Source organism: Kitasatospora sp. NPDC001664 (genome assembly GCF_053596675.1).
This window is the reverse complement of record NZ_JBSFGS010000012.1, coordinates 17,158-40,939: the sequence shown is the minus strand read 5'-3', so window position 1 is coordinate 40,939 and position 23,782 is coordinate 17,158. Positions and strand designations below refer to the sequence as shown.

The window sequence follows — 23,782 nt, the reverse complement described above, 5'->3', positions numbered from 1 at the left end:
AACATGATCAGGCGTACGCTGCGGCTCGCTGGCGAGACCCTTCCCTACTCGGTGCCCGAACGGCCGGAAGACCTGCGGGAGTTCCGGGCCTGGGTGCAGAGGCAGGCAGCGGCCGGCACTGACGTGGGGTCAGACTCGGAGACGACCGGACTCGACTGGTACAGCTCGGAGTTCAGGGTCCGGCTCTGGCAGTTCGGGACGACGCACGAAGCGTGGGTGATCCCGGTTGAGCTGGGTGCACCGTTCGCGGAGGCGGTCCGCTGGGCACTCCGCACGCTCCCCCGACTCACCTTCCAGAACGCCACGTTCGACCTCCTGACCGCTGACGCCCAGCTCGGCGTTCCACTGGAGGAGACCTACCCGAAGGTCACGGACACGCGCATCCTGGCCCACCTCACCGACAGTCGCCAGGACTTCGAAGGCGGCGTGGGCCTGTCCCTCAAGCCGCTGGCGGCTCACTACGTGGACCCGGCGGCCCAGGACCCGCAGAAGGCGCTACAGGGCGAGTTCCGCGCGGCGGGGGGCAACAAGGACACCGGATGGTCCCGGATCGACCTGTTCAACCCTTTCTATCTGGAGTACGCCGCGCTGGACCCGATCCTCTGTGCGCGCATCCGGCCGCGTCTGCTGGAGGAGTTCAACCGGCTCGGGGTGCGTGAGGCGCTGATCCCCTTCGAGCACCGGATTGCGCTGGTGTGCGCGAAGATGCAGCGGCGGGGCCTCCTGGTGGACCAGGAGTACACCCGGGAACTGATCGACCGCCTTGCGGAGGAGCAGGCCGAGTACGAGGCCGTGGCGGCGCGCTACGGGGTGACCTCGGTCAACTCCCCCCGGCAGGTGGCGGAGGCGCTACAGGGCATGGGCGTGACTCTCACGGACCGCACGAAGGGCGGGGCCCTGGCGGTCGGCAAGGAGGTGCTTATGCCGCTGGCGGCTCTCGATGGCCAGTGGCAGCGAATAGAGGGCCTGCCGGTCAACCCGCTGGCCGACGCGGTATTGCGGGCGAAGCGGGCCGGGAAGTGGTCCGTCTCGTACGCTCAGGCGACGTTGGCGAACCTGGACCCCGACGGCCGGGTGCATCCGTCGCTGAACCCCCTCGGGGCGAAGACGGGCCGCGCCTCGGTGTCAGGTCCGCCGTACCAGCAACTCCCCTCCAAGGGCTGGACGATCCGCCGGACCGTGGTCGCGGACCCGGGGCACCACATGTTCGAGGTTGACCAATCGTCAGTGGAGCTGGTCGTCCTGGCCGCACTCTCCCAGGAACCCCGAATGTGCCAGGCCATCCGAGACGGCCGAAACCTCCACGACTACACGGCTTCGCTGATGTTCGGCCAGAACTTCACGAAGTACCAGCGGGGCCTGGCGAAGGTCGCGGGCCTGGGCTACTCGTACCAGGGCGGCGCGGCGACGCTGGCGAAGCAGACCGGCATCCCGGTGGATGACATGGCGTCAGCCCTCCAGGGCTACAAGCGCTCTTACCCGGGACTCCCCCGCTGGGCGAAGAAGATGCAGCGCGAGGCCCTGTCGTACGGCTGCGACTTCCGGACACTGACTGGCCGACGGCTGATGCTGGACCGGGACCGGCTGTACAAGGTCGTTGCATACGCCTGCCAGAGCACCGCGCGGGACACGATGGGCCAGGCGCTCATCGACATGGAGGCGAAGGGCCTGACCGAGCACCTGTCCATCTGGGTGCATGACGCCGTGATCGGCTCGGCCCCGAAGAAGGACGTTCCGGAGATCATGGCGGAGATCGAGAAGTGCACGTCCATGGATCTCATGGGCGTTCCGATCCGCTCGGACAAGGCGGATTTCGGAGAGACCTGGGCAGGCGGCTACGGCCTGCCGGACGAGTATGCCGTGAGGCGCTGATAGGAGATCCAATGAGGCCCGCTGACCGAGACCCCAACGTCCTCGTCTGCGAGGTGTGCGACGACGACAAGCCGAAGGGGCAGTTCGGCAAGCGGAAGCGATCCCCCACGGGGCGTAACAACGTCTGCCGGGCGTGCGTCAAGGCGGCGAGCTACAAGGCAAGCCGAGACCCGGCGACGATCCGCAAGCGGCGAGACGCCCGGCTGCGGCGCGTCTACGGCATCTCGCTGGCCGACTACGAGCGGATGGGCCGTCGGCAGCGCTGGCGGTGCGCCATCTGCGGGGAGAAGGCCGGGGCCGGTGAGCGTCTGGTGGTGGACCACGACCACGACAAGCCGCACGGCCAGGCGGTCCGGCGGCTGCTTTGCCGGGGCGAGAACTCCGCTTTGGGGCACTTCGGGGACAGTTCCGCCCGCATGGACGCCGGGGCGGACTACCTGCGAGCCCACGGGAAGTGACGTGCACCACCCCCCGCTCGGGTAGGTGATTGGATATCCAATCAGCGTATGCGCAGGTCACGGGGGTCATCCCGGAGGATGATCCTCGTAACGATCCGGCCGGGAGGCCCCTCTTCGATTTGCACCCCTGTCGGTGGCCTGTGCATGGTGGTTGAGCGCCCGCCGGTTTAGGTGGGCCTTACTCGGCGAGGAGGTGACACGATGCGCACGATCACTTGGCAGGCTGGCCCCATGGCCATCACTGCGACCCGTGCGCGTCGCCTCCGACGCATGGAGCGGACTCGTGACGAGCTGGCCCGCACGCTGACGCCGGAGGCGGTTCTCCAGCTCCGCGCGGCTATCGGCCTCGCGCCGAACCCCCAGTTCGCCGTGCTCCGGCAGAGCTTCACCAGCACTGCCCGGAACATGCTGGAGATCATCCAGGAAGGGCTTCGGGAGCTGGTCAAGCGCGCGGCTACCCGCGTGCGCCGCCGCACCCCGAAGGTCTTGCGCGCCAACGTGTGCCGCAACGCTTCCCGTAGCTCCATCCTGCGCGTGCGCCGCTTGGCGCTCGCTGGCACCCCTACCTCCGCCGGAGCGTAGCGGGAGCCCACCCCTTGAGGCCCCTGCCGTCCGGCATACCCGGACGGTAGGGGCCTTTTTTCATGCCCCGGCAGTGGCCGACCTGTAACAGGCCATGACCGGGGCTTTGCCATGCCCTGAGCGCGGCCGGCATTACCCCGCGTAGTCACTTCACCACACCAACTCCCGGGCATCGCCATGCCCTTTTCCGGCCTGTCTGGCCGACCTGACGCACCCCGGTTCATCACCACGAACCGCGAGAGAGGCACCAAAATGACCATCTGCACCAACACCATCGAGTCCGCCAAGGCTGGCGACAAGGACGCTTTCGCCAAGGTGATCGGCTCCCTGGACGGGATGGTCCGCACCATCGCCTCCTCGCAGCTCCGCGCCACCCCGCGCGGGAACGAGTTCGATGACCTCGTGCAGGAGGGGTACTTGGCGGCCGTGGACGCTCTCCACGGCTTCACGCCGGGCAAGGCCAAGTTCTCGACCTTCGCCCACAAGCGCATAACCGGCGCGGTGACGACCGCCGCGTTCCGCGCTGCCGCCCCCGGGATCAACCGTGACCACCTGGAGACCTACCGGGCCGCCCTCGGCCGGACCGACGGGGACCACGAGAAGGCCGCCGAGATCGTGTCTGACGCCGACCAGGTCGGCAAGCACCGCATGTCGGCGGACGCCATCGCGGACACCCGGGCCGCCCTGACGCCGATGAGCGACGTTCTCGACCTGGGCGAGGACGTTCACCCGCTCTCGTGGGCGGAGACGGAGGACTTCGACCTGTCCCCCGAGCTGCGGGACGAGTCGGACACCGAGCGCGCCCACCGCAAGGCCCGCGTGGAGCTGGCGCACGCCGTACTGTCCACCCTGCCCGCCGGTTCGATTGACGTGCTGGAGCTGGCCTACGGCCTGAACGGCAAGGCCCGCATGATTCACATGGACCCCGACTCGCCGCAGTTCGGCCAGCCGGACGCCGAAGCGATCGGCGCGGAGCTGGGCAAGCGCCCCGGCACCGTCCGTGAGGCCCTGCGCGCCGCTCACGTGAAGCTCTCCGAGGCTGGCCAGACCCCCGAGTTCACCACCCTGCCGCTTGAGCTGGCCGACCTGTACCGCGCGGACCAGCTCCGCCCGGAGCCCCGCACCAACCGGCCCGTGGAGAAGCGCCCGGCGGGCCGCCACTCGGGCCCGTCGGCCGAGCGCTACAGCGGCGGCTTCGCCTGCTCCGGCGTGACCTTCGATGCCCGCGCGGACTACTTCCGCGCCTGACCTGACGCACCCCGGTAGATCAGTACGACCCCCCAGCAAGGAGAGAGACATGAACGGCATCTACAAGACCCTGACCGGCGAGACCGTGCACGTGATCGAGATCCGCCCCGGCCGCTGGGAGCTGGAAGTGATGCGCGACGGGGACACCATCGCCGTGCACTACGAGTCCACCGCCAACGCCTCCGTACTGACCGCCGCTTGCGTCCGCGCCTGACCGAGGAGAGAACCCCATGGGCCTGATCGAGAAGACCGAGCACACCGCGAGCATGCCGCTCAACTCCGGCCGCCTGGTTGCGAGTCGGACGCCGGGGCACTCCTCCTGCCTGACGCTGGCCGTCCACGACGAGAGGCCGGGGCCGGGCATGCCGAACCACCCGGCACAGGCGACGCCCACCGAACTCCGGGAGATGGCGCGCTACTTCGTGCGCCAGGCGGACGCCCTGGAGACGCAGAACCGGGCGCGGGAGACCGAGCGCCGCATGGCGATGCGGGAGCACGTCGCCAGCACCCACGGTTCGCCGACGCGCCCCATGTGGGGGTCGATCTGATGACCCGCGCGGAGGCCCTGGAGCTGGCCCAGAAGACAGTGAACGGCATGGGAACCAACGCCCGTGGCTACAACGACAACTCCCTAGAGTCGCGCGTGGCCGCCACGCTGCGAGTCGCCAACTTCCTGATGGAGAGCACCAATGACGACGAGTGAGCCCCACAGCTTCCCCTGCCTGTTCGACGGGCCACACGACTACCTGACGGCAAGCCTCCAGCCGGACGGCACCCTCCTCCTGGTGGCGCGCTCGGGTCACGACGAGGGGGTGCAGCAGGCGTGCGTGTATCTCAACGAGGGCGGCATGGGCGAACTCGCCGACACCCTCACGGAGTTGCAGGCGGAGGCGAAGGCGATCAACCGGAAGCGGGAGGCGGAGCGAATCGCCGCACGGGCAGTGGAGGCGATCAATCCGGAGCCGGTCAACACGGCAGCCGCGCAGGAGATCGTGGCGGTTCCGCCCACCTCGTTCGCGGCGACGACCATGCCGCAGCCGGGGACGGAGGCGCGGGAGCGGGCGTTCATTCGGGCGCGGTTCATGCTGGGCGAGGATGCGAGCGTGGTCAAGGTGCTGGCGCTGGCGAAGTTCCTGATCCAGGAGGAGGTTTGAGCATGCTGCCGCAAGTCTTCGGCGTAACGAAGCAGTCCGCCCGCGCGTACGCCGGGCTGGACTCCGCCGGAGCGCCGGTCATCGTCGTGGAGAGCACGTACCGCAACGGGGGTAGCTCATCCACGGAGGTGGCACCCCTGCCCCGAGAGATCGGCTACCGGCTGGCCCTGGAGATCCTGAGTGCCCACATGACCCTCGGCGACCACGAGATCATCGAGAGCCTTCGCGGCACCGAATACCCTGCATGAAAGTGGCCCCGGTCACTGATTGGATATCCAATCAGTGACCGGGGCCCTTTTTTGTGCCCTTATGTTACTAGACAGTAACATCCATGAGGACTTCAACCGGCTCGTCCGACTGGTGCCACTCCAGCAGGGTCACCCGCGCGTCCCCGTCGAACACCCCTTGCGGGTCAATCGCCTCGTCCCACTGCCGGACCTCAATGCGCCGGATCGCCAGGTGGGCCAGCTCGCGCCGCCCGGCCCGGTCTGCGACCTCCCACGCCTTCTCGGTGAGCCCGGGGTTCTGGAGGAACGGGGGAAGGGCCAGGGGGCCACCTCCGGCCTCCTTGAGCGCCGCCTTGGCCACTTCCACCTCCTCCTCCGCCTCGGCCAGCAGAGTGGGCCACATGCGCCGGGAATGGCCCTTGCTGAACAGGGCCTTGCGGTTGCGGAGCAGGTATTCCACCTCGGCCTCGGCGGTCTTGACGGCGGCCAGCAGGTCGGCCGACGCCTCCCGCGCCTCGGGGTTCTTGAGCGCGGCGTACCGCTCGGCGAGCGCGATCGTGAGGTCATCGTCCGGCCCGAGGTTCGAGACCATGTAGACCCACCGCTCCCCCACGTACTCGTCCAGGAGTTCGCGCTTCACGTTGGCCGGGGCCGGGCAGAACCGGCGGCGCTCGGGGTCGCAGCGGTAGGCGGTGCCGCCCATCTGCATGCGCCCCTTGCAGCCCGCGCAGAACAGGATGCCGGTACAGATGTGCTTGCCGAGCCCGGCGGCGTTGCCGAACCCCTCGGGCAGGATGATCCCCTTGCTGGTGAGCTGGGCCTTCTCCCATAGCTCATCGCTGACTGTGGCCTTGCCGAGCAGTCGGACGTGCTTGCCCGTGTCGGGGTGCCGGTATTTGGCGTGCCGACCACCCGGAATATCGTTGCCGTCCTCGTCCTTCGCCCTGAGCACCTGCCATCCGGCGAGCGCCGGATTGGTCACGGTGCTGGCGAGGCTGGCCGTGGACCACAGGGGTCGGCCGGCACTGGAAGGAATCCCCAACTCGTATAGCTTGTCCTGGATCTGGCGGTAACTCAGCTTTTCGGCGCGCAGCTCCAGGATCTTCACCGCCACGTCGGCCCGGGTCTCCTCCCGCTTCCCCGGCGCGGCCAGGGCGTCATCGGGGATCAGACCGCCGGTCTCGGGGTCCTTCTTCGTGCCGTAGGGGCAGTAGGAGTTGATCCACTGGCCGAGCTGGCGGTACTCCTCGCGCGCGTCGTGGAGGCGGTCCCCGAGGTCTTCGGAGTACTGCCGGGCGTCCTCGGCGCGGCGGATGATCTCGCCTCGGTGTGCTGCCACGGACGAGTCCAGCCCGTCCTTGAAGAAGATCACCCGGAGACGGCGGGTCACGATTTCCAACACGTCGCCTGCGCCCTTCCGGCTGAACCGGTCGAGCTTGTACAGCCACAGGGCGGGCACGTCGCCGTTGCGGACGGAGTCCAGGGCGTACCGGAAGCCGGGGCGGTCCACGTTGGCCTTGAAGGCGCTCAGGATGTCCCGGAAGACGTGCCGGACACGGAAGCCGTGTTCGTGGGCCCAGTCGTGGCCCTGGTCCCGCTGCACGTCCGTGGAGACCTCGCGCCGCCGTCCGGCTACGCTGGCCGACTTCCGGCAATAGAGGTTGATCTCCGGGCTGCCGGGCGGGGGGCAGTCCGGGCAGGGGCCGGATTGGGGGTCCAGCGCAGCCTTGAGCAACGGGTCCACAGGCGTACTCTCCGACGTTTCCGCAGGTCACGCCACCCGAGCGCGGGTGACGTCACGTGTTCGGAACTTCGAGAAGTTCGTGATCTCCCCCGACGGCGCCGTGACGGCCCGCATCCGCCCCCGCACCGAGCCCGAGTCCGCCGAGGTCACCACCGCCATCGAGGCGCAGCTCCCCGCCTGACCCGCCCTCACCGCACCCGACGGCCTCCCCGCACCCCCGCCCGGGAGGCCGTCGGCGTATCTCCGCCCGCCCGCCGGTGCCCGTCAGCCGGGCAGCTCCGCGCACAGGCAGCCGACGCCCGGCCCGATCCACTCCCTCCCGGTCCACTCCGGGTGACGCCCGATCAGCAGGGCCCGCACCTCGGCCACCGTCTCGGCCTCGCCCCGCCCGGCCCGGCACCGCCGCCAGGTCTCGTCGCGCAGTTCCCGCAGGTAGTCGCGGACCTCGGCGAGCAGCTCCGGCCCGGCGACCGCGCCGTGCCCAGGGACCACCGTCCGGTGCCCGGCGGCGGCCAGCCCCTCCAGCACCGCCAGCCAGCCGACCCCCGAGACCTCGGTGTCGTGCGGCGGGAACCAGGGGAAGATCGCGAACTGCCCGTTCTCGGCCAGGTCCCCGGTGAACAGCACGCCCGCGTCCGGCACCTCCACCACCTGGTCGCCCCGCGTGTGCCCCCGGCCGGTGGGGCGCAGCCGCACGCTGCGCCCGCCGAGGTCGAGCTCGTGGCCGTCGTCCCCGTACACCTGGTCCGGCGTCGGCAGCACCACGCCGTCCAGGCGGCGGGCGACCGTCTCGCCCAGGCCCCGGAACATCTCCAGGTACCCCGGCCCCCGGGTGCGCAGTTCCTCGGCCTGGGTCCGGTTCACCAGGTAGGTGGCGCTGCCCGCGAACACCGAGGCGCCGAAGGCGTGTTCGGGGTGGAAGTGGGTGGTGGTCAGGTAGAGGCGGCGGCCCCCGGCCACCTCGGCGGCGAGGGCCAGCACCTGTTCGGCGTTGGCGGGGCCGAGGCCGGTGTCGACCACCAGGACGGCTTCGGTGCCGCCGATGACGCCGATGTTGGGGACCAGCGGCACGCCGCCGTCCGGGACCACCAGCAGGTCCGGGGCGATCTCACGGGCGTCGGCCACCCGCACGGCCGGGTCGGGAAGGGGTTCGTGATCCATGCCCCGATTCCACCGCCGGGGCGGCGCCGCCGTCCAAGACCCGTTCCGCACGGGCCGATGCCCCACGGGTATCGTCGCAGCATGGAGCTGCGGACCCTGCGCTACTTCGTCGCCGTCGCCGAGGAACGCCACGTCGGCCGGGCCGCCGCCCGGCTGCACCTCAGCCAGCCCGCGCTCAGCCGGGCGGTCCGACAGCTGGAGGCCGAGCTCGGCGCCGTCCTCCTGGACCGTTCCCCACGGGGCGTCAGCCCGACACCGGCGGGCGCGGTCCTCCTGACCGAGGCGCGCGAGGTGCTGGACCGGGCGGAGCTCGCCCGCACCCGGGTGGCCTCGGCAGCGGGCCCCGCCCGGGTCACGGTCGGACTCCTGGGCGACGGCACCGACCCGGGTGCCGTCCGCCTCGCCGACGCCTTCCGCGCACGGCACCCGGCCGTCGAGATCCGGATCCGCGAGGCCGACCTCACCGACCCCACCTGCGGCCTGCGCACCGGCCGGGTCGACCTCGCCCTCACCCGCGGCCCCTTCGACACCACCGGCCTGACCGTCCGTCAACTGCGCACCGACCCGGTCGGCGCGGTGCTCCGCAGCGACGACCCCCTCGCCCACCGCGACCACCTCACCCTGGCCGAGCTGGCCGGGCGCACGTGGTTCCGCTTCCCGGAGGGCACCGACGCCCAGTGGGCCGCCTACTGGAGCGGCGGCGAGCCCCGGTCCGGGCCGGTGGTCCGGGCCGTGCAGGAGTGCCGCCAGGCCGTGCTCTGGAACGGCACGGTCGGCCTGACCCCGCTCGGCCACGCCCTGCCGCCCGGCCTCACCGCAGTCCCGCTCCCCGAGGTCGAGCCCAGCCCGGTGGTGGTCGCCTGGAACGAGGACGACCCGAACCCACTGCTCCGCTCCCTGCTCCGGATCGCGGCCACCGCCTACCGGAACGGGTGATCCGACGTCAGGCCTCGCCGGGGTGCCAGGCGGGCCACTCCCACGGGCGGTCCGCCCAGTGCACCCGGATCGGGTCGTGCGGGTCGAGCTCGGGGAAGAGCTGGAGCGCCCTAGGCTCGAACTCCTCCGGGGCGAGCGGCTCCCAGCCCGTCCCCCGGAAGTGCACCAGGCGGTAGCGGCTGTCGGTGCGGAACTCGGCCACCTCGACGAGGACGGTGGGGGTCTCGTGTGCGCTCATACCACCCACCATCGACCGCGCCCACCCGCACCGCATCCCCGGCCACCGCCGTACGGCGGAGCGCACCGCCCGGCCCGCTCCGTCGTTGAGCACCACGGTTGCCGCCATCTGGCGGACCGTCAGGGGAGGCGCAGCGGTGGAGGTGCAGCGGTGAACGAGCAGTGGCAGGCCCCGTGGCAGTACGAGTGGGAGCGCCAGCCCCCACCTCCGCCCACCCACCCGTGGCAACCCCCGGTCACCCCCTTCCCCGTACCCCCGCCCTCTCCGGCGCACCGGAACCGCCGCCGCGCCGCCTGGGCCGCCGGCGCGGTCGGCGTCGTCGGCCTGCTGGCCCTCCTCCCGGGGGCCTGCTCCTCCGACCAGGCCCCCACCGCCGCCGTCCTCAACTCCCCCGAGCCGAGCCCGGTCACCTCCCCCACCCCGATCCCGCTGCCGCCCCCACCATCGCTCCCCGCCCTCACCCCTCTCCCGTCCCCGACCCCGAGCCCCTCCTCCACCCGCTCCACCCCACCCCCGAAACCCCGTCAGCCCCGCTCCCCCAAGCCCTCCGCCTCCCCCAAGCCCCCCGCCTCCGCCAAACCGTCCCCCAGCCCGCCCCTGCTCGCCGCCCTCGGCATCTGCTCCCAGGCCGAACAGCTCGGCCAGTGGCCCCCCGGCTCCGAACAGGCCCGCATCTGCCGCGCCCTCTACGGCGGCTGACCCGCATCCTCGGCATCTGCGATGATCACCGCATGAGCGAGGACCCGTGGGACGACCTGCCCGGCATCGAGCAGGCCTTCATGATCAATGCCTTCGAGATCGACATCCTCCCGGGAGCCCGGGGTGATTTCGACGAGGCCGACCAAGACCGGCCGGTCGGCGAGATCGCCGCGGTCCTGCTCGCCCTCGTCGACCGCGGATGGGTCGAGGTCCGACGGATCGTGCCGTGGGTCTCGCCAGACGGCCGCATGGGGTACGGGCACGGAGATCTGGTGCCGCGCGATCACCTGGAGACGGTCCTGCAGGACGAGGCGAGCTGGGAGTACCCGGACGACGGCGACTGGATCGGTGCCCTGACCCTGGTCGAGACCGACGCCGGCCGGAGGATCACCCGCAAGGACCCGTAGGGCCGCGGTCGAGGGCCGGCACCGGGGCGCGGAGCTCCAGCCGGGTGTCGGCCGTGCTGGCCAGGTACCAGTGGCCGCCGACCAACGCCAGGCGGTAGTACGGGTCCTGGGGGTCGACGTCGACGAAGGCGGTGTCGGTGCCGCACAGCACGTCCACGCCGTGCCGCTCCGCCAGGCGTGACGCGATCCGCAGGTCGGGGTGGGCGCCGAGCCCGCAGTCGTCCCCGGCCAGCACGTCCAGGGAGAGCGGCCACGCGGGGTCCTCGTTGGCCACCAGCCCCACCCAGGCGTCTCCCGAGAGGTCCGGCGACCCGCCGTCGTCCGGTTCGACCACGATCCGCAGCCCCGGCAGGACCACCGCCTCGAACACGGCGCGCACCTCGGCGGGGGTGAGCTCCTGTGACACGGTGATGCTGAACATGACCGTCACCGAACCACACCCCACCGCCCCGCCGCACCCCGGACGACACCTGGTGGCGCCGGCGCCAGGTCCGCCGCCGTCACGAGGTGTTCATGCCGCGTTGACACCCGAGCGGACCTCGGCGACGCCCTCAGTCGAAGACGCGCACCCTGCGCCGGTCCGGCGGCAGCAGCAGGACCTCCAGCGCCTCCGCGCAGGCCCGCACCCGCGCCAGGAAGGAGGGCAGCCGGGCATCGGTGAGCACGTCCGGCGTGGACCGCAGCGCCAGGGCGAACCGCGCCCGGCCCGTCGAGTCCAGGACCGGGACGCCCAAGGTCCGGACGCCGTAGGCGGATTCACCGTCGTTCACGGCGTAGCCGACCGACCGGACCAGGTCGAGTTCCGCGGCCAGCGCGGCCCGGTCGACGATGGTGCGGTCGGTCTGCGCGGTCAGCGGCGGGAGTGCGGTGAGGTCGTCCTCGCCCGGGCCGGCCCAGGCCAGCAGGACCTTGCCGAGCGCGGTGGAGTGCAGCGGACGCCGCAGCCCGAGACCGGTGCTGGGCTGGATGGAGGCGCCGACCAGGATCACCGCGTGGTCGCCGCTCCGGATCGCCAGGTCGGCCGCGGCGCCGGTGGCGGTCGAGAGGGCCGCCAACTCCGGTGTGGCGCGGTGCAGTCCGCGTTGGTGCAGGGAGAGCTGGCCGAGCTCGGCGACGGCCGGGCCGAGCCGGTAGCGGGAGGTGCGGTCGCTCTGCTCCAGGAACCCGGCCGCGACCAGGGTGCGGGCCAGCCGGTGCGCGGTGGAGACGGAGAGCTCCATCTGCCGGGCCAGGTCGGAGGCGCTGAGTTCGCCCGTGTTGTCCCGGAAGCAGTGCAGCAGTCCCAGCGCGCGGGTGACCGCCTGGGCCCCGGCGGGGGCGTCCGTCGTCGTCATGTCCCCAGCATGCGAACGCTGCCACCATCTGGCAACCATTGCCGCAGTGTGAACGCGAGTTGCACCCCCTGACGGCTCTGCCAACAGATGGGTTCCCACCATGTGGCAGCCTTGCCCCGGCCGCCCGCTCCGTGCCAACCTCCAGTCACCAGGCCGCCGGGACCGGAAAGGAGCAGCACGATGACCATCGCTCGACCGCTGCGCCCGGCCCTCTCCCGCTGTTGTCGCTGACCCTCCCGCGACCGCTCCGCCCCTCCGCCTTGCCGCGTGGTGAGAACCCCGTGCGCCAACGCGTCACCACACTCTGGGAGTTCCGTCCATGGACCGACTCTGGTTCACCCGCTGCCCGGTGCCGACCGCCACCGGCATCGCCGCCGACCGAGGCCGACTGGCCGAGGAGTTCGCCCCGGACGGCATCACCGTCCGGTCGCTGCAGGAGGCCTCCGCCGCCGAGGCCGCCGACCACCACTTCACCCACGCCCTGGACGGGCTGTTCCGCGAGGGCGGCAACGTGCCTGCCCTGTGGGCCCGTTCGGGAGGCGAGCAGACCAGGCTGATCGGGCTGACCTGGATCGAGGAGCGGCAGTCGGTGCTGGTCCGGGCCGGCCGCGACCTCAGCGGGCCGGCCGCGCTGCGCGGGCTGCGGCTGGCCGTCCCCGTGCACCCGGTCGGGATCGACTTCTGGCGGGCGATGGCACTGGCCGGCTTCGCCGGTGCGCTGGCCTCGGCCGGACTCACCCTGGCCGACGCCGAGTTGACCGAGGTGCCGGGCTCCCCGGTCGGCCAGTGGGAGGGCGAGCTGACCGCCCTGCGGGAGGGCCGGGTGGACGCCGTCTACGTGAAGGGTGCGCTGGCGGTCGAGGCGGCCGAGCGCTTCGGGGCCGTGGTGGCGATCGACCTGGACGCCCTGCCGGACCGCCGGCACCGGGTCAACAACGGCACCCCGCGCCCGATCACCGTGCACCAACGCCTGCTGGAACAGCGCCCGGACCTGGTCGCCCGCTTCCTCGCCGTCCTGATCGAGTCCGCCGAGTGGGCCCGTGACCGGCCGGCCGAGCTGGCCCGTATCCTGAGCGCCGAGACCGGCGCGGGGGCCTCCGGAGTGGCCGGCGCCTACCACCCCGAGATCGGCCACTCACTGCAGATCGACCTGTCCGACGAGCGGTTGGACCTGCTGGCGCAGCAGGAGCGCTTCCTCTCCGCCCAAGGCTTCCTGCCCGCCCCGGTGGACGTCCGGAGCTGGGTCGACCCGGCCCCCCTGGCGCGGGCCCGCGCCCTGCTCGACTCCCGCCGCTCCTCCCTCCCCCGCCCTTCCCTCCCCCGCCACGGCAACTGACCCGCTACCAGAATGCGAACCTTCATGAACTCCCGCTGGCTCCCGTCCGCCGCGCTCCTCACCGCCGCCCTGCTCGGCCTGGCCGCCTGCAGCTCCACCAGCGGTGGTGCGACCGGCGACAAGGCCGCCCTGATCGAGGTCCGGATCCCCGAGGACGGCAACTCCGGTCTGCTCGCGCTGGCCAAGAAGGACGGCTCGCTGGACGCGGCGCTGGCCAAGGTGAACGCCAAGGTCGTCTGGACCGGCACCGCCGGGGCCTTCGCCCCCGCCGCTCAGCAACTCGACGCCGGTGCGCTGGACTTCGCCCAGGGCTCGATCACCTCCGCCACCGCCGCACTGGCCGCCTCCCCGGGCTTCAAGCTGTTCGCCGCCGTCGCCCCCGACGCACTCGGCGAGGGCATCCTGGTCAAGAACGACTCCGGCATCACCACCGTGAAGGACCTGGTCGGCAAGAAGGTCGCGGTCTGGCACGGCGGCACCAGCGAGTACCTGCTGCTGAAGGCGCTGAAGCAGAACGACATCCCGGCCGACCAGGTCGAGCGGGTCTACCTCCAGCCCAACCAGGCCGCCCCGGTCTTCAACTCCGGCCAGGTGCACGCCTGGTCCACCTGGGGCACCTACTCCGTCCCGCAACTCGCCGACCGCAACGCCCGTTTCCTGGTCAACGGAGGCCAGGTCGGCTCGGAGAACTACGCGGTCTGGACGGTGCGCACCAAGTTCGCCGACGCCCACCCCGCCGTGGTCAAGGCGCTGTACGAGTACCTGCACACGTCCGGCCTCAAGCTGCAGGCCGACCCGGGCGCCTACCTGAACGTGAAGACCGCCTCCGGGCCGGAGGCCGTCAGTGCCGCCCAGCGGGAGATCCAGATCCCGTTCGACAAAGCGCGGGGCGTCGCCGAGCCGATCACCGAGGCCGACCTGAACCGCTTCCACACCGTGGCGCAGTTCTTCGCCGACCAGCAGATCATCAAGGGCTTCTTCGACGTCAAGCCGTACCTGATCGACGTCAACACCCTTCCCGGGAGCGCCGGATGAGCAACGGCCTGCTGGTCACCCCCCGCCCCCGCACCGCCCGCCCGCGCCGGCCCGGCACCGCGCTCGCCCTGCGCGCCCTCGGCCCCCTGGTGGTCCTGCTCGCCTGGTACGCCGCCTCGGCCACCGGTCTGCTCACCGACGACCTGCTGGCCTCTCCCGGCGCCGTGCTCCAGGCACTGGGCGAGCTCTGGTCCTCCGGTCAGCTGGGCGACGCGCTCACCGTGTCCCTGGGCCGGGCCGGCACCGGTCTGCTGATCGGCGCGAGCACCGGCCTCGCGCTCGGCGTGCTGACCGGCTTCTCCCGGATCGGCGAGGAACTCGTCGACTCCACCGTCCAGTTGCTGCGCACGATCCCGTTCCTCTCGCTGGTCCCGCTGTTCATGGTCTGGTTCGGCATCGGCGAGACCGCCCGGGTGGTGCTGATCGCGGTCGCCACCAGTTTCCCGATGTACGTCTCCGCCTCGGGCGGGGTGCGCAACACCGACCGCAAGCTGATCGAGGCGATGCGCAGCTTCGGGATGGGCCGGGCCGCCCTGGTCCGCGAGGTGGTGCTGCCGGGCGCCCTGCCCGCGCTGCTCTCCGGCCTGCGGCTCTCCATGACGCTCAGCGTGATCGCGCTGATCGCCGCCGAGGAGATCAACTCCACTGCCGGGATCGGCTACTTGATGTCCACCGCGCAGGAGTACTCGCGCACCGACGTCCTGACCGTCTGCATCCTGGTCTACGCCCTGATCGGGCTGATCGCGGACGGACTCGTCCGCCTGCTGGAGCGCTTGCTCATGCCGTGGCGCACCCAAGGAGCACAGCGATGACCACGACCGTTCCCGACGGCACCGCCGTCCACCTGCGCGGCCTGCGCCGGACCTTCGGCGACCGGCACGTGCTGGACGGCCTGGACCTCGACCTGGCCCGCGGCGAGTTCCTGGCCCTGCTCGGCGCCAGCGGCACCGGCAAGACCACGCTGCTGCGGATCCTCGGCGCGCTGGACCGCCACGACGCGGGGACGGTGCTGGTGCCCGAGGCCCGCACCATCGTCTTCCAGGAGCCCCGGCTGGTTCCCTCCAAGAAGGTGTTGGCCAATGTCCTGGTCGGCCTGCCCCGGGGCGCGGCCGGCCGGGAGACCGCCCTGCGCGCGCTGACCGAGGTCGGGCTGGAGCGTCACGCCGAGGCCTGGCCCGCGACGCTCTCCGGCGGCGAGGCCCAGCGGGTCGCGCTGGCCCGGGCCCTGGTCCGGGAGCCCGAACTGCTGCTGCTCGACGAACCGTTCGCCGCGCTGGACGCGCTGACCCGGCTGCGGATGCAGGACCTGGTCGGCGAACTCTGCCGGGCCCACCGCCCGGCCGTGCTGCTGGTCACCCACGACGTCGAGGAGGCCGTCCGGCTGGCCGACCGGGTGGCCGTGCTGCGCGACGGCAAGCTCGTCACCGACGAGCGGATCCCGTTCGACCACCCGCGCGACCCCGCCGACCCGGCCTTCGCCGACCTCCGCCGCCGCCTGCTCGCCGACCTCGGCGTGCACACCCCCCTCGTCACCCCGTCTGCCTCTGGAGCGCACTGAATGACCGTCAACATCGGCGTGCACAACGCGAACCCGTCCCTCTACCACCTGTCCCGCCTCGGCCTGCTGGAGGCCGCCCTCGTCCCGCTCGGCGAGACCGTGGCCTGGCACCAGGTCGGGGGCCTGGACACCGCCGCCGCGCTGGCCGACGGCACCATCGACTTCGGCGGCACCGGCTCCACCCCGCCGCTCTCCGCCCAGGCCGCCGGGCACGACCTGGTGTACGCCGCCGTCTCCGCACCCCGCCCCGGCCACGGCGCACTGCTGGTCGCGGCCGACAGCCCGATCCGCAGCGTCGCCGAACTCGGCGGCCGGACCGTCGCGTTGGCGATCGGCTCCTGGCAGACGCACTTCACCGCCAAGGCCCTGGCCGCCGCCGGGCTGGGCTACGGCACCGACATCACCGCGCGGCGGTCCGACGCGGGCTCGTACGAGGACCTGCTGGCCGGCCGGATCGACGCCTGGGTGGCCCAGGGCGCCGAACTGGCCGCCGCCCGCCGGGCCGGGACGGTCCGCACCCTCGCCGAGGCCGGGGACGTGATCACCGACCGGTCCGTCTTCTTCACCCGCCGGGACTTCGCGGCCACCCGCCCCGAGCTGGTCTCGGTGATCGTGACCGCCCTCGCGGAGGCCGACGCCTGGGCCGCGAGCCACCTGGACGAAGCAGCCGCGATCGCCGCCGCCGACCAGGGCGGCAGCACGGCCGACTGGCGCGAGGCGCTCGCCGCCCTGCCCTGGACCCTGGAGCCGGTCTCCGCCGCCTTCCTGGCCGAGCAGCAGGAGGCCGCCGACATCCTGACCGCGGCCGGTTTCCTGCCCACCCCGATCACCGTCGCCGACGCCGTCCTCGGAGCCCGCTGATGCCCACCCCCGAAATCCTCTGGTACGTCATCCCGCGCGAAGGCGCGTTCCCCTGGGAACCCGAGGGCCGCCGCTCCGTCGACCTGGCCTACCTCCAGCAGCTCGGCGTCGCCGCGGACCGCCTGGGCTACGACGGCGCGCTGTTCGCCACCGACCTCTACGACGTCTGGCCGCTGGCCAGTGCGCTGGCCGCCGTGACCCGCCCGAGCTTCAAGCCGCTGCTGGCCGTGCACCCCGGGCTGATCTCGCCGACCCTGCTGGCCAAGATGGCACTGAGCTTCAGTCAGCTGTTCGGCCCCGACCGGCTCCGCTTCAACGTGGTGAACGGCTCCACCGAGCAGCTCCGGCAGTCCGGTCTGCACCTGGAGCACGACGAGCGCTACCTGCTGAGCGCCGAGTACTGGTCGATCGTCAAGCGGCTGACGGCCGGTGAGGTCTTCGACCACAAGGGCAGGTTCTACGACCTGCCGGGCGCGGGCAGCTCGCTGCGCGAACTCGCACCCGTCCAGGGCGGCCGTCACACTCCGCTCTGGTTCGGCGGCTCCTCCGCCCCCGGCATCGAGATGGCCGCCGAACACGTCGACGTCTACCTCACCTGGGGCGAGCCCCTGGAGCAGCTCCGGCAGAAGCTCGACCTGGTCCGCGCGCGGGCCGCCGCCCACGGCCGGACGCTGCGGCTCGGCCTGCGCCTGCACCTGATCGTCCGGGACACCGAGGAGCAGGCCTGGGCCGCGGCCGACCACCTGCTCGACGTCACCAGCCAGGCCACCTACACCCGGATGCTCGGCAACGGCGCCGAGGACGGCGTCGGCTGGCAGCGCCAGTTCCGCCAGCACGGCGGACGGGTGCCGCACCACGCGCGCGAGTTGGAGACCCACCCCAACCTCTGGCCCGGCATGAGCCTGTTCCGCCCCGGCCCGGGCACCGCCGTGGTCGGCAGCACCCGGCAGGTGATCGAGCGCCTCCAGGAGTACCGGTCCCTCGGCGTCGACACCTTCATCCTGTCCGGCAACCCGCTGCTGGAGGAGGCGTACCGGGTCGCCGAGACCGTGCTGCCCGCCCTGCGAGAATGACGGTCGGGTACGACCCACCGTCGGCCCGTCCGCCCGAGCAGGAGGCTCCATGCCCACGTCCACCGCCACCGTGTTCCGTGACGTCCGCCCGTTCGGCGAGGGCGGGCCCGTCGACCTGGTGGCCGTCGGCGGGGTACTGACGGACCGAGTGCCGGCCGGCGCGGCGGTGGAGTACGTCGAGGGCGGCGGGCGGATCGCGCTGCCGGGGCTGGTGGACGCGCACATCCACCCGGACAAGACCGCCTGGGGCGAGCCCTGGTACAGCCGCCGGCCGGCCGCCGGGCTGCCCGAGTACGTGAAGGGGGACGTGGAGCTGCACGACTGGCAGCGCACCTCCCTCGCGGACCGCGCCACCCGCCTGCTGGCCAACGCGGTGGCCCGCGGCACCCGCGCCGTCCGCGCCCACGTGGACGTGGCGCCGGCGTACGGGCTGGAGGCGGTGACCGGTCTGGCCGAGGCGCGCGAGCGGCTGCGCTCCGCCCTCGACGTGCAGATCGTGGCCTTCCCGCAACACGGGGTGCGCCGCGAGCCCGGGGCGGGGGCGCTGCTCGCGGAGGCGGCGGCGAGCGGGCTGGTGGACGCGGTCGGCGGGCTCGACCCGGCGGGGTTCGACGGGGTGGACGGCGGCGAGGGCCCGGCCCAGCTCGACCAGGTCTTCGCGCTCGCCGAGCGCCACGGCCTCCCGGTCGACGTCCACCTGCACGACCGCGGCGAGCGCGGCCTGGCGCCGCTGCGCGACATCGCCGCGCGGACGAAGGCGGCGGGGCTGCAGGGCCGCGTCGTGGTCAGCCACGCGTTCTGCGTCCCGGAGCTGACGGGCCGTGCGCTGGAGGAGCTGGCCGAGCTGCTGAGCGGTGCGGGCGTCGGGCTGACCACGGTGGCCCCCTCCGCCCACCAGGTGCTTCCGTTCCGCCGGCTGCAGGCCGCGGGCGTCCGGGTGGGTCTCGGCTCGGACGGCGTGCGGGACTCCTGGAGCCCGTTCGGCAACGCCGACATGCTGCACCGCGCCCACCTGCTCGGCTGGACCACCGACGCCCGCACCGACCGGGACCTGACCGAGTGCTTCGACCTCGCGGCCACCGGCGGCGCCGAGCTGCTCGGCCTCCCGGCCGCCACCCTCGCCCCCGGCTCCCCGGCCGACTTCTTCCTGGTCGAGGGCGAGTGCCTGCCCCAGGTGGTGGTGGACCTGCCCGCCCGTGACCTGGTGGTCAAGGGCGGGCAGGTCGTCGCCCGCGAGGGGCGGATCACCGGCTGAGCGGGGCTACGGCAGCGGGAGGCTGACGACCTGCGGGTCGTGGTCGCTCAGCTGGGTGCCGAACTCGCTGTTCAGGTGGACGATGTCGTACGCGTACGGGGTGGCCGCCAGGGCTCCGGAGACCAGGATGTGGTCGAGGACCTGGGAGTTGCCCTCGTACACGTAGGTGTGGCGCTCGGCCGCCGGCAGCGTGCGCGGCAGGTCGGTCAGCGCGCCGCCCGCCGTCAGGATGTCGGCGGTCTGCGAGAACTCGAAGTCGTTCAGGTCGCCGAGCACGACCACCGAGGCGGCCGGGTCGACCGCCAGCAGCTGGTCGGTGAAGGCCTTCACCACGCCCGCCTGGGCGGTGCGCTGGGTCTCCGAGGAGCGGCTCGGCGGCTGGTAGCGGCCGAACAGCGGCTGGTCACCGCCCTTGGAGTTGAAGTGGTTGGCGATCACGAAGACCGGCTTGCCGTGCCAGCTGAACTCCCCGGCCAGCGGCTTGCGGCTGGACGCGAAGGCGGAGTTGCCGGGGTCGATCCGGCTCGGGGAGTAACTCAGCGCGGGCGTACCGGAGTTGTTGACCACGGTGGTGGCGGTGGTGGCTCCGGCGCCGGGGCGGTCGGTGAAGCTGAGACCGCGGTCGGTGCGGTAGAGGAACACCTGGCGGATGTTGCCGCCGGGCTCGCCGCCGTCCTGGTCGTTCTGCGGGTTGATCTGGCGGTAGGAGTAACTCGGTCCGCCCGCCGCCGAGATGGCGGCGGTGAGCTTGGTGATGGTCTGGTCGGCGGCGGTCACGCCGTTGTCGGTGGCGCCGTTGTTGTCCTGGATCTCCTCCAGGGCCAGCAGGTCGGGGGCGCGCAGGTTGCCGACCACGGCGCCGGCCAGGCCGTCGAACTTGCTCTGCGGGTCGCTCGGGTCGAGGTTCTCCACGTTGAAGGTGGCCACGTTGAGGGTGCCGGCCGCCGGGGCGGGGGTGGTCTCCCTGACCAGGCCGCCGGGGCTCACCACCGGCGTGGCGGTGACCAGCAGCTTGAAGTTGCCGAAGGAGTAGTCGAGCACCCCGACGGTGGCCCCGGTCAGCGTGTCGCCGGTGTCGGCGGCCGGGGTGGGCGCCAACGCGTCGTCCAGCAGCACGCGTTCGGGGTTGAAGTCGCCCGCCTGGATCACGATGCCGCCGCGTGCCGTCCGGGTGGCGCTGCCCGCCGGGACGACGGGTATCTCGCCGACGGAGCTGCGCGGGCCGACCACGGCGGCGTCGCTCAGCTGGAGCCGCATGCCCTCCAGTGACTCCCAGAAGTCGATGCCGTCGGTCGTGGGCTGGAACGAACCGCCGGTCTCCACGTCGCCGTTGGCGTCGTCGTCGATCACCGCGGCGGGCGGCACCCGGCCACCTGTGCCGACCACCACCGGAGCGGGCAACGCGGCGCCGTGGGCGACCAGGGCGACGGTGGGCGAGGTGAGCTCCGTCGTGGTCAGGTTGTTGGTGCCACCGGTGCCGCCGGGCCGGTACTCGGCGACGGTGCCGCCGACCGTGACCGAGTCGGCGACGGCCACGGTGGGCGCCGAGGCGGTGTAGACGAACACGGCCTCACTGGTCGCCGGATCGGCGTCCGGGTTCGGGTCCTGGAACCAGAAGCCGGTCGCGGACACCGCCGTGACGACCCCCGGCAGACCGCTGACGGACTGGCCGGTCTTCGGCGAGCGGTGCGCGGCGCCCTGCACGTCGTGGATCCGGGCCGAGCCGCCTCCGCCGCCGTTGTAGGAGGAGTTCCGCGGGTTGGGCGAAGTCACGGCGAAGTCAGCCGAGTTGGCGTCGGTGTCGGTGGCGCCGCCACCGGACCGCACGGCGGCGGTGGTGTTGGCGAGGGCGCCGGTCGGCGAGCCCTCGGCGGAGCTGGCGCCGCTGCCGTAGCCGACGAAGTCCCGTACGCCCGGCTTGGTGGCACAGCCGGTGGAGCAGGTCAGCGCGGTGGCGTTGGTGACCAGGGCGACCTTGCCGGTGGTCGCGCTCATCGCGATGGTGCCGGTGCTGTCGGGGGTGGGCAGCGCGGCGCCCGCACCGCTGCCGGCGGCCTCGCGGACCAGGTGGTAGCGGCCGGGTGCGATGGTGCCGGAGAGCGCCGTGGTGGACCAGGACGATCCGGTGGACGAGGCGTACTGGACGGTCCAGCCGGACAGCGAGACGGTAGCGGACCCCCGGTTGTAGAGCTCGATGAAGTCATGGGTGTACGGGGCGCCGGAGTTGCCGCCACCGCCGTACACCTGGCTGATCACGACGTCCGGGGAGACCGCTTGGGCGGTCTGGCCGGGCAGGGAGAGCAGGGCGCCCAGCACGGTGGCGGCACTGGCCGCCGCCACCGTGCGTGGCCGCCGGAGCGACCGGATACGACGCGACATCGGGTGTCCTCCTGAGGAGCCGACGAGGGACGGGGACGGTACGGTCAGCACTCCTCCCCCGTCTTCCCCCGCTGACACCGACGCCCAGGCGTACGCCGGACGAACAGCCGGCGTGCTCACCTCACGGCAGCAGCCCGGCCGTCCGCAGGTCCAGGTCGATCCGCGGCGCCAGCGTCGCCGCCAGGGTCGAGGTGATGTGGCCGGTGTCCCGGTAGAGCAGCACCCCCTCACGGGCCGGCGGGCACTCCCCTTCGCCCGGGCAGAGCAGGGCGCGGTAGTCCAGCACGGTGACCCCGTACTTGGTGGCCAGGCCGTCGGTGAGCAACGGCTCGGGCAGCAGGGCCTGTTCACGCGAGAAGGTGCAGGTCTCGCCGGAGGCCAGGCAGACGGGGACGTCCTTGCCGGGCATCGGGGTGTCGGCCAGGTAGGCGACCGGCGCCCCGACGGCCTTCAGCCGCTCCAGGGCGGTGGCCCAGCCGGCCGAGCGCTGCTCGGCGCTGCCGAAGCGGTTCAGGCCGGCGACCACCACCAGGCGGGGCTTCGGGCCAGTGGCCAGCCGGGTGAGGGTGTTCTCCCGCCAGCGGTCGCACTCGGTGTACTCGCGGCCGAGCACCTCGTCCCGCACCGTCATGGTGGGCAGCGGGCAGCCGGGCTTGACCAACACCTCCAATGCCCAGCCGCGTTGGCGCACCACCGAGAGCAGCCCGGCCATCCACTGCCCGGCGTGCGAGTCGCCGAGCAGCACCACCCGGTCCGGGGAGCGGGTGTCGCCGAACAGGCAGGGCGGGCTCTGATCGGCCGTCAGGGCGATCTGGCAGTCGCCGGCCGGCGGGTGGTCGGTCCGGGCCTGGGCCAAGGTCGGGGTCAGACCGGTGAGTTGGACGCCGGGTGCGAGCAGCAGCGGGCCGCTCGGCGCACCGGCCGGGATCACCACCACGGCGTCCGGGTCGCCGAGGGCGCGCACGGCCCCGCCGCCCAGGGTGAGCCCGGCGATCAGCGGGACGGTGAGGGCCACCGCGCCGACCGACAGGCCCTTGCGCGGGGCGTTGGAGCGGCCGCGCCGCAGCGGCCTCTCGACGTAGCGCAGGGTCAGCCAGGCGGGCAGCGCGGAGCCGAGCGCGAGGGCGACCGTGACGGCCAACGGCAGGGCGCCGTACCGGGCCTGGGCCAGCGTCAGGACCGGCCAGTGCCAGAGGTACCAGGCGTACGACAGGCGGCCGGCGGCCCGCAGCGGCGGGCTGGCCAGCAGCCCGCCGGCCTGGTACCAGCGGCCGGTGCCCGGGCCGCTCAGCAGCAGGGCGGCGGTGCCGAGGGCCGGCAGCAGGGCCGCGCTGCCGGGGAAGGGGGTGGCGCGGTCGTAGAGCAGGGCGGCCGTCAGCACCGCGGCCAGGCCGAGCCAGCCGAGCAGGGTGGAGCCGAACAGGCGGCGCCGGTAGAGCAGGGCGGCGGCCCCGCCGATCGCGAACTCCCAGAGCCGGGTGGCGGTGGAGAAGTAGCCGAGCGGCGCGGCGTCGGCGGTCCAGCGCAGGCAGAGCAGCAGCGACAGCGTGCCGACCAGCAGCGTGACGGCCCAGACGGCCGGGCGGCGGCCCTTGGCCAGCAGCAGGACCAGGCCGCCCCAGAGCAGGTAGAACTGGTTCTCCACGCCCAGCGACCAGAAGTGCAGCACCGGGCTCGGGTCCCGGGTGGCGGTCAGGTAGTCGGTCTGCTGCCCGGCGAACCGCCAGTTGGCGAACTGCCCGGCGGCAGCCAGCAGGTCACGGGCCAGGTCGGCGCCGCGCAACGGGTCCAGCAGCAGCCAGCCGCCCAGCGCGGTGGCGGTCAGCACCACGGCGGCGGCGGGCAGGATGCGGCGGGCACGGCGAGCCAGGAAGTCCCGCAGGGCGAGCGGGCGGGGGCCGGCCAGCAGGCCGGTGATGAGGAAGCCGGAGAGGACGAAGAAGACGTCCACGCCCACGTAACCGCCGCTCAGGGCGGGGACTCCGGCGTGGAAGGCGAGCACCGTCAGCACGGCGACGCCGCGCAGGCCCTCGATGTCGGGGCGGAAGGGTGCGGCGCCGCTGCGCGGTGCGGGCGGCGCGGGGGCCGTTCTGGTCGGCCGGGTCAGGGTGATCAGGTCGGACACGGTGGTGCTCCTTGCGACGGCTGCGGTGGGTGTTACCGCCGGGCCCATGGGGGTGGGCCTCCCGGCGGCCGTTCCCGCGCCGGTGGGGCGACGCGCACGG

General features: G+C 72.7%; 27 protein-coding genes. 20 read left to right on the top strand and 7 right to left on the bottom strand.

The window, feature by feature from the left end; genetic code table 11:
* Nucleotides 1-3: 3 nt before the first annotated feature.
* From ACWCYY_RS18200 to ACWCYY_RS18160, 9 genes are all read left to right on the top strand, one after another.
* The gene (locus ACWCYY_RS18200) at nt 4-1,872 is read left to right on the top strand and encodes a DNA polymerase (RefSeq protein WP_449796591.1); all 1,869 of its coding nucleotides are present in this window, start codon (nt 4-6) and stop codon (nt 1,870-1,872) included.
* 11 nt (nt 1,873-1,883) lie between these two features.
* Complete coding sequence (locus tag ACWCYY_RS18195; protein WP_449796590.1) at nt 1,884-2,330, top strand: endonuclease domain-containing protein; 447 nt, start codon at nt 1,884-1,886, stop codon at nt 2,328-2,330.
* A 201-nt stretch (nt 2,331-2,531) separates the two neighbouring features.
* The gene (locus ACWCYY_RS18190; protein ID WP_449796589.1) at nt 2,532-2,912 is read left to right on the top strand and encodes a hypothetical protein; all 381 of its coding nucleotides are present in this window, start codon (nt 2,532-2,534) and stop codon (nt 2,910-2,912) included.
* A 252-nt stretch (nt 2,913-3,164) separates the two neighbouring features.
* Complete coding sequence (locus ACWCYY_RS18185) at nt 3,165-4,160, top strand: sigma-70 family RNA polymerase sigma factor (protein WP_449796588.1); 996 nt, start codon at nt 3,165-3,167, stop codon at nt 4,158-4,160.
* A 49-nt stretch (nt 4,161-4,209) separates the two neighbouring features.
* Complete coding sequence (locus ACWCYY_RS18180; RefSeq protein ID WP_449796587.1) at nt 4,210-4,374, top strand: hypothetical protein; 165 nt, start codon at nt 4,210-4,212, stop codon at nt 4,372-4,374.
* Between the two features lie 16 nt (nt 4,375-4,390).
* Complete coding sequence (locus tag ACWCYY_RS18175; protein WP_449796586.1) at nt 4,391-4,708, top strand: hypothetical protein; 318 nt, start codon at nt 4,391-4,393, stop codon at nt 4,706-4,708.
* Complete coding sequence (locus ACWCYY_RS18170) at nt 4,708-4,863, top strand: hypothetical protein (protein WP_449796585.1); 156 nt, start codon at nt 4,708-4,710, stop codon at nt 4,861-4,863. The genes ACWCYY_RS18175 and ACWCYY_RS18170 overlap by 1 nt, the downstream gene beginning before the upstream one ends.
* Nucleotides 4,850-5,314 (top strand): hypothetical protein, encoded by a 465-nt coding sequence (locus ACWCYY_RS18165; RefSeq protein ID WP_449796584.1) that lies wholly within the window; start codon nt 4,850-4,852, stop codon nt 5,312-5,314. The genes ACWCYY_RS18170 and ACWCYY_RS18165 overlap by 14 nt, the downstream gene beginning before the upstream one ends.
* 2 nt (nt 5,315-5,316) lie before the next feature.
* Nucleotides 5,317-5,562: a hypothetical protein gene (locus ACWCYY_RS18160; protein ID WP_449796583.1), complete on the top strand. Its 246-nt coding sequence runs from the start codon at nt 5,317-5,319 to the stop codon at nt 5,560-5,562.
* 67 nt (nt 5,563-5,629) lie between these two features.
* Here ACWCYY_RS18160 and ACWCYY_RS18155 read toward each other — a convergent pair whose 3' ends face one another.
* A complete protein-coding gene (locus ACWCYY_RS18155) occupies nt 5,630-7,285 on the bottom strand; it encodes a recombinase family protein (RefSeq protein WP_449796582.1) in 1,656 nt (551 codons plus the stop codon).
* 46 nt (nt 7,286-7,331) lie between these two features.
* Here ACWCYY_RS18155 and ACWCYY_RS18150 point away from each other — a divergent pair, with 46 nt between their 5' ends.
* Nucleotides 7,332-7,466 carry a hypothetical protein gene (locus tag ACWCYY_RS18150; protein WP_449796581.1) on the top strand — a complete coding sequence of 45 codons (135 nt, stop codon included), beginning with the start codon at nt 7,332-7,334 and terminating at the stop codon, nt 7,464-7,466.
* Between the two features lie 83 nt (nt 7,467-7,549).
* Here the strand turns inward: ACWCYY_RS18150 and ACWCYY_RS18145 are convergent, their stop codons facing one another.
* Nucleotides 7,550-8,446 carry an MBL fold metallo-hydrolase gene (locus ACWCYY_RS18145; protein WP_449796580.1) on the bottom strand — a complete coding sequence of 299 codons (897 nt, stop codon included), beginning with the start codon at nt 8,444-8,446 and terminating at the stop codon, nt 7,550-7,552.
* A gap of 81 nt (nt 8,447-8,527) precedes the next feature.
* On the opposite strand from ACWCYY_RS18145, the gene ACWCYY_RS18140 reads away from it, so the two are divergent.
* Nucleotides 8,528-9,382, top strand: a complete 855-nt coding sequence (locus ACWCYY_RS18140; RefSeq protein ID WP_449796579.1) for a LysR substrate-binding domain-containing protein — start codon at nt 8,528-8,530, stop codon at nt 9,380-9,382.
* Between the two features lie 7 nt (nt 9,383-9,389).
* Here ACWCYY_RS18140 and ACWCYY_RS18135 read toward each other — a convergent pair whose 3' ends face one another.
* Nucleotides 9,390-9,620 carry a hypothetical protein gene (locus ACWCYY_RS18135; RefSeq protein WP_380150027.1) on the bottom strand — a complete coding sequence of 77 codons (231 nt, stop codon included), beginning with the start codon at nt 9,618-9,620 and terminating at the stop codon, nt 9,390-9,392.
* A 150-nt stretch (nt 9,621-9,770) separates the two neighbouring features.
* Between ACWCYY_RS18135 and ACWCYY_RS18130 the strand changes: the two genes are divergently transcribed.
* Nucleotides 9,771-10,319, top strand: coding sequence for a hypothetical protein (locus ACWCYY_RS18130; RefSeq protein ID WP_449796578.1), 549 nt, complete (start codon nt 9,771-9,773; stop codon nt 10,317-10,319).
* Between the two features lie 32 nt (nt 10,320-10,351).
* Nucleotides 10,352-10,726 carry a hypothetical protein gene (locus tag ACWCYY_RS18125; RefSeq protein WP_449796577.1) on the top strand — a complete coding sequence of 125 codons (375 nt, stop codon included), beginning with the start codon at nt 10,352-10,354 and terminating at the stop codon, nt 10,724-10,726.
* Here the strand turns inward: ACWCYY_RS18125 and ACWCYY_RS18120 are convergent.
* Nucleotides 10,707-11,147: a hypothetical protein gene (locus ACWCYY_RS18120; protein ID WP_449796576.1), complete on the bottom strand. Its 441-nt coding sequence runs from the start codon at nt 11,145-11,147 to the stop codon at nt 10,707-10,709. The genes ACWCYY_RS18125 and ACWCYY_RS18120 overlap by 20 nt on opposite strands.
* A gap of 130 nt (nt 11,148-11,277) precedes the next feature.
* Nucleotides 11,278-12,060 (bottom strand): IclR family transcriptional regulator, encoded by a 783-nt coding sequence (locus ACWCYY_RS18115; RefSeq protein WP_345279958.1) that lies wholly within the window; start codon nt 12,058-12,060, stop codon nt 11,278-11,280.
* 319 nt (nt 12,061-12,379) lie between these two features.
* Between ACWCYY_RS18115 and ACWCYY_RS18110 the strand changes: the two genes are divergently transcribed.
* Genes ACWCYY_RS18110 through ACWCYY_RS18080 form a run of 7 tightly spaced genes read left to right on the top strand, consistent with a single transcriptional unit; the run spans nt 12,380 to nt 19,178 of the window.
* Nucleotides 12,380-13,396: an ABC transporter substrate-binding protein gene (locus tag ACWCYY_RS18110; protein WP_449796575.1), complete on the top strand. Its 1,017-nt coding sequence runs from the start codon at nt 12,380-12,382 to the stop codon at nt 13,394-13,396.
* A 24-nt stretch (nt 13,397-13,420) separates the two neighbouring features.
* Nucleotides 13,421-14,431 (top strand): NrtA/SsuA/CpmA family ABC transporter substrate-binding protein, encoded by a 1,011-nt coding sequence (locus tag ACWCYY_RS18105; protein ID WP_449796574.1) that lies wholly within the window; start codon nt 13,421-13,423, stop codon nt 14,429-14,431.
* On the top strand, nt 14,428-15,243 hold the full coding sequence (locus ACWCYY_RS18100; protein WP_380150028.1) for an ABC transporter permease: 816 nt from the start codon (nt 14,428-14,430) through the stop codon (nt 15,241-15,243). Before ACWCYY_RS18105 ends, ACWCYY_RS18100 begins: the two co-directional genes overlap by 4 nt.
* Complete coding sequence (locus tag ACWCYY_RS18095) at nt 15,240-15,989, top strand: ABC transporter ATP-binding protein (RefSeq protein ID WP_449796573.1); 750 nt, start codon at nt 15,240-15,242, stop codon at nt 15,987-15,989. Before ACWCYY_RS18100 ends, ACWCYY_RS18095 begins: the two co-directional genes overlap by 4 nt.
* Complete coding sequence (locus ACWCYY_RS18090) at nt 15,990-16,850, top strand: ABC transporter substrate-binding protein (RefSeq protein WP_449796572.1); 861 nt, start codon at nt 15,990-15,992, stop codon at nt 16,848-16,850.
* Nucleotides 16,850-17,923, top strand: coding sequence for an LLM class flavin-dependent oxidoreductase (locus ACWCYY_RS18085; RefSeq protein ID WP_345279967.1), 1,074 nt, complete (start codon nt 16,850-16,852; stop codon nt 17,921-17,923). The genes ACWCYY_RS18090 and ACWCYY_RS18085 overlap by 1 nt, the downstream gene beginning before the upstream one ends.
* 49 nt (nt 17,924-17,972) lie before the next feature.
* Complete coding sequence (locus ACWCYY_RS18080; protein ID WP_449796571.1) at nt 17,973-19,178, top strand: amidohydrolase; 1,206 nt, start codon at nt 17,973-17,975, stop codon at nt 19,176-19,178.
* A 6-nt stretch (nt 19,179-19,184) separates the two neighbouring features.
* Here the strand turns inward: ACWCYY_RS18080 and ACWCYY_RS18075 are convergent, their stop codons facing one another.
* Both ACWCYY_RS18075 and ACWCYY_RS18070 read right to left on the bottom strand, forming a co-directional pair.
* The gene (locus ACWCYY_RS18075; RefSeq protein ID WP_449796570.1) at nt 19,185-21,557 is read right to left on the bottom strand and encodes a lamin tail domain-containing protein; all 2,373 of its coding nucleotides are present in this window, start codon (nt 21,555-21,557) and stop codon (nt 19,185-19,187) included.
* A gap of 121 nt (nt 21,558-21,678) precedes the next feature.
* Entirely contained in the window at nt 21,679-23,682 is a 2,004-nt protein-coding gene (locus ACWCYY_RS18070) for an acyltransferase family protein (RefSeq protein ID WP_449796569.1), read from the bottom strand.
* Nucleotides 23,683-23,782: the final 100 nt, after the last annotated feature.